Origin of the sequence: Kitasatospora sp. NPDC005748 (assembly GCF_040630735.1) — a bacterium.
Lineage (GTDB): Bacteria > Actinomycetota > Actinomycetes > Streptomycetales > Streptomycetaceae > Kitasatospora.
Window position 1 is genome coordinate 1 of record NZ_JBEXYD010000131.1, and the last position, 5,400, is coordinate 5,400.

Sequence of the window (5,400 nt, forward strand, 5' to 3'; positions counted from 1 at the left end):
AGTTGGTGGCTGCCGCGGAGGGCCGGTTGTCGGTGGCGGCGGTGAACGGGCCCGGCTCGGTGGTGGTGTCGGGGGAGCCGGCGGCGTTGGAGGGGTTGCTGGCGGACTGTGAGGCGCGGGGCGTGCGGGCGCGCCGGATCCCGGTCGACTACGCCTCGCACTCCGCGCAGGTCGAGACCGTGCGGGACCATCTGCTCGCCGCGCTCGGCCCGGACCGCGCGGCGGCCTCGGAGGTGGCGTTCTACTCCACCGTCACCGGGGACCTCCTGGACACCGAGGGGATCGACGCCGACTACTGGTACCGCAACCTGCGCGAGACCGTGCGCTTCGACCAGGCCGTCCAACGGCTCTCCGCACAGGGCCACGGCGTCTTCATCGAGGTCAGCCCCCACCCGGTACTGCGCCCGGGCATCGAGGAGACGGTCGAGGAACTCGGCCGCGACGCCGTCGTGGTGGGAACGCTGCGCCGGAACGAGGGCGGACTCGAACGCTTCCTCACCTCGGCCGCCGAGGCCTTCGTCCGGGGCGGCCCGGTGGACTGGACGGCCGCGTTCGCGGGCACCGGTGCCACCCCGGCGAGCCTGCCGACGTACGCGTTCCAACGGCAGTCCTACTGGTGGCGGCCGGCCCCGGGAGCGTCGGGTGACGCGAGCACCCTGGGACTCGCCCCGGTCGACCACCCCTTCCTGGGCGCGGCACTCGCGCTGCCCGACTCCGACGGCGTCCTCGTCACCGGTCGGCTCTCGCTGGCCGAGCACCCGTGGCTGGCGGACCACACCGTCCTCGGGACGACGGTGGTCCCGGGCACGGCCCTGCTGGAGCTGGCCTTCCAGGCCGCCGACCGGGCCGGCTGCGGCCGGATCGAGGAGCTCACGCTGCACGCCCCGCTCGTCCTGCCGGACCAGGGCGCGGTGTCGCTCCAGGTGGTGGTCGGCGCGCCCGACGAGGCCGGTCGGCGACCGGTGAGCCTGCACTCCCAGCCGGCGGGGGCGCCGGCCGAGCAGCCGTGGACCAGGCACGCCACCGGCCTGGCGGGGCCCGCCGGACCGGTAGGAGGGGCCGGAGCGGCCGGGGAACGCGACGCCGGCCCGGCGGCCTGGCCCCCACCGGGAGCCGGACCCGTCCGGATCGACGGGCTGTACGCGGGCCTGGCCGAGACCGGTCTGCCCTACGGTCCGGCCTTCCGGGGCGTCAGGGCGGCCTGGCGGCGGGGCGACGAGGTGTTCGCCGAGGTCGCGCTGCCCGAGGAGGCCGCCGTCGGCGCCGACCGCTTCGCCGTGCACCCGGCGCTGCTGGACGCCGCGCTGCACGTCATCGGTCTGGCCCGGCCGGCCGCCGAAGCGGCGGACGGCCTGCCGCGGCTGCCCTTCGCCTGGGAGGGCCTGACGCTGCACGCCGTCGGTGCGACCGCGTTGCGGGTCACGGTCACCCCGCTGGGGGCCGGCAAGGTGGCGCTGAGTGTCGCCGACACCACGGGCCGGCCGGTCGCCGGGATCGAGTCCCTGGCGCTGCGGCCGGTCACCCGGGAGCAGCTGGACGAGGTCGGCCGGCCCCACGGCGAGGCGCTCTTCCAGGTCGACTGGGTGGCCGTCGGAGCGCCCACGGCCACCACGTCGGGCTCCGGAGGCGACTGGGCCGTGGTGAGCCCGGGGGGCGCCGGCTTCGCGGGCCAGAGGCCCGGGGGCGCCGGCTCCGACGGCCCGGTCGGCGGGACGTTCGCCGATCTGCGCTCGCTGGCGGAGGCGGCGACGCGGACGAACGGTGCCGTGCCGGAGGTGGTCCTCCTGCCCTGCGCCGCCCCGGCCGCTACCCCCGACGCGGCCGACCTCGGGGCGGCGGCCCGCGCGCTGGCCGCCGACGTCCTCGACGCGCTGCGGACCTGGCTGGCCGACGACCGGTTCGCCGCCTCCCGCCTGGTGGTGGTGACCAGGGGCGCCGTGACTGTCCGCCCCGGCGAGGGAGCGGCCGCGCCGGTGCAGGCCCCGGTGTGGGGCCTGGTGCGGGCCGCGCAGGCCGAGAACCCCGGCCGCTTCGTCCTGCTGGACCTGGACGAAGGCGACGCCCCACCGGCGCTGCTGGCCGCGGCCGTTCACTCCGGTGAGCCCCAACTCGCCCTTCGCGAGGGCACGCTGAGAGTCCCCCGGCTCGCCGGGGCGGCAGCGGCGCTGACGCCGCCGGTCGGCGCGGCCGTCTGGCGGCTGGACATCGAGGGCAAGGGCACCCTGGAGAACCTGGCGCTGCTGCCGGGCCCGCAGGACTCCGCCACCGGCCCGCTGGCCGAGGGCCGGGTCCGGATCGCGGTCCGCGCCGCCGGACTCAACTTCCGTGATGTCGTGGTCGCGCTGGGTCTGGTCCCGAGGCTCGACGGGCTCGGCATCGAGGGCGCCGGCGTGGTCACCGAGATCGGTCCCGGGGTGGCCGGGCTCGCCGTCGGCGACCGGGTGATGGGCCTGTTCTCCGGCGCGTTCGGACCGGTCGCGGTGGCCGACCACCGGGCCGTCGCCCCGATGCCCGACGGCTGGTCGTTCGCCGAGGCGGCCGCCGTCCCGGTGGTCTTCCTGACCGCCTACCACGGCCTGCGGGACCTGGCGGACCTGCGGCGCGGCGAGAGCGTCCTGGTGCACTCGGCGGCCGGCGGGGTCGGCATGGCCGCGGTGCAGCTGGCCCGGCACTGGGGGGCCGAGGTCTACGGCACGGCCGGCCCGGGCAAGTGGGGCACCCTGCGCGCGTCGGGTCTGGACGAGGCGCACATCGCCTCCTCCCGGGACCTCGGCTTCGAGCAGCGGATCCTGGCGGCGACCGGCGGGCGCGGGGTCTCGGTCGTGCTCAACTCGCTGGCCGGCGAGTTCGTCGACGCCTCCCTGCGGCTGCTGACACGGGGCGGGCGCTTCCTGGAGATGGGGAAGACCGACCACCGGGACGGGGCCGAGGTGGCCGCCGCGCACCCCGGCGTCGACTACCGGATCTTCGACCTGATGGAGGTCGACCCCGGGCGGATCGGCGCGATGCTCCGGGAGGTCCTGGCCCTGTTCGCGGCCGGGGCCCTGCACCGGACGCCGCTGACCGTCTGGGACGTCCGGCGGGCCCCCGAGGCGTTCCGCCACCTCCGCCAGGCCCGGCACATCGGGAAGATCGTCCTGACCGTGCCCGCCGCGCCGGACCCGGACGGCACCGCGCTGATCACCGGCGCCCCGGGGACGCTGGGCGCGCTGACCGCCCGGCACCTGGTGACCCACCACGGCGTACGGCACCTGCTCCTGGCCTCGCGCCGGGGCGCGAAGGCCGACGGAGCCGCCGCCCTCGCCGCCGAGCTGACCGCCCTCGGCGCCACCGTGACCGTCGCCGCGTGCGACGTCACGGACGGCGGGGCGGTCGCCCGTCTGCTGGCCGGGATCCCGGCCGAGCACCCGCTGACGGCGGTGGTCCACACGGCGGGCGTGCTGGACGACGGGATCGTCACCTCGCTGGACCGGGCGCGGCTGGACGGCGTCATGGCGCCGAAGGTGGACGCCGCCTGGCACCTGCACCGGCAGACCGAGCACCTGGACCTCGCGGTGTTCGCCCTGTTCTCCTCCGCCACCGCCCTGGTGGGCGCCGCCGGGCAGGGCAACTACGCGGCGGCAAACGCCTTCCTGGACGCCCTGGCCGCGCACCGGCGCTCGCGCGGCCTCCCGGCCCTCGCACTCGCCTGGGGGCTGTGGGCCGAACGCAGCGCCATGACGGGGCACCTCGACGGCGCCGACCTCGACCGGATGCGGCGGGTCGGCATGGGCGCGCTGTCCAGCGAGGAGGGGCTGGCACTCTTCGACGCCGCCCACCGCGCGGCCGCGCCGGTCCTGGTGCCGATGCGTCTGGACACCGCCTCCCTGCGGGCACGGGCGGCCTCCGGCGCCGGCCAGGCCGCCGTACCGCCGCTGCTGCGCGGGCTGGTCCGGGTGACCGGCCGCCGGACGGCCGCCGCGGCCTCGCCCACCGGGGGGACGACGCTGGCCCAGCGGCTCGCCGGACTCCGCGGGCCCGAGCGCGAGCGGCTGGTCCTGGACCTGGTGCTCGACGAGACGGCCGTGGTGCTGGGGCACGGTCTCGCCGGCGCGGTCGACGCCCGCCGGGCGTTCCGGGACCTCGGCTTCGACTCGCTGGCCGCCACCGAGCTGCGGAACCGGCTGAACGCCGCGACCGGACTGCGGTTGCCGACCACCACCGTGTTCGACCACCCGACGCCCGCCGAACTCGCGGCCGTGCTGCGTGCCCGGCTCGTCGGCGAGGCCGAGGCCACCGGGGCGCCGGCACCGGACGCCCGCGCCGGGGCGGCGGTCTACCAGGAACTCGACCGGCTGGAGGGCGCGCTCGGCGCGGTGGCGCAGGACGACGAGGCAGTCGCCGGCATCACCGAGCGCCTCGAAGCCCTCCTCGGGAAGTGGAAGGAGGCCCGCGCCTTCGAGACGGGGGCCACCGAGGACCGGCGGGACTACGAGTCCGCCACCGTCGACGACATCTTCTCGCTCATCGACGAGGAATTCGGCCTGTCCTGATCCGCCCCCGCTCCGCCCGGTCCCGTGCTGCCCCGCCCCGCTCCGTGCTGCCCCGCTGCTCCCCTGTCCCGACCGCCCGGCCTGACCTCGAACGGCGCTCCCGGCCTCTACCCGTTGGACGGATTCCCGATGGATAACGAAGAGAAGCTCCTCGACTACCTGAAGCGTGTGTCGGCCGACCTGCGGCAGACCAGGGAGCGCCTGCGGGCGGTGGAGGCCGCGTCGGGCGAGCCGGTGGCCGTGGTGGGCATCGGCTGCCGGTACCCCGGCGGTGTGCGGTCCCCGGAGGACCTGTGGCGGCTGGTGGTGGACGGCGGGGACGCCGTGGGGCCGCTGCCGACCGACCGCGGCTGGGACAACGAGGCACTGTTCGATCCCGAGGCGGCGCGGCCGGGGTCCAGCTATGTGCGGGCCGGTGGGTTCCTGGATGCCGCCACCGAGTTCGACGCGGGGTTCTTCGGGATCTCGCCGCGGGAGGCGCTGGCGATGGACCCGCAGCAGCGGTTGCTGCTGGAAACCTCGTGGGAGGCGGTGGAGCGGGCGGGGATCGACCCGGACTCGCTGCGGGGGAGCCGGACGGGCGTCTTCGCCGGCGCGCTCTCCCAGGAGTACGGCCCCCGGCTGCACGAGGGCTCGGACGACCTCGCCGGCTACCTGCTGACGGGCAACACGCTCAGCGTGCTGTCCGGCCGGGTCTCGTACGCGTTGGGGTTGGAGGGGCCGGCGGTGACGGTGGACACGGCGTGTTCGTCGTCGTTGGTGGCGTTGCACCTGGCGGTGCAGTCGTTGCGGTCGGGTGAGTGCGACCTGGCGTTGGCGGGTGGGGTGACGGTGATGTCGACTCCGGGGATGTTCGTGGAGTTCTCGC

Annotated in this window: 2 protein-coding genes; both read left to right on the forward strand. The window is 76.6% G+C overall.

All coding sequences use genetic code 11. The features are described from left to right. Positions 1-32 precede the first annotated feature (32 nt). The gene (locus tag ABZ495_RS36655; protein ID WP_359840322.1) at positions 33-4,532 is read left to right on the forward strand and encodes an SDR family NAD(P)-dependent oxidoreductase; all 4,500 of its coding nucleotides are present in this window, start codon (positions 33-35) and stop codon (positions 4,530-4,532) included. Between the two features lie 129 nt (positions 4,533-4,661). Further along, the coding region (locus tag ABZ495_RS36660; protein ID WP_359840324.1) for a beta-ketoacyl synthase N-terminal-like domain-containing protein at positions 4,662-5,400 on the forward strand (739 nt) is incomplete at its 3' end.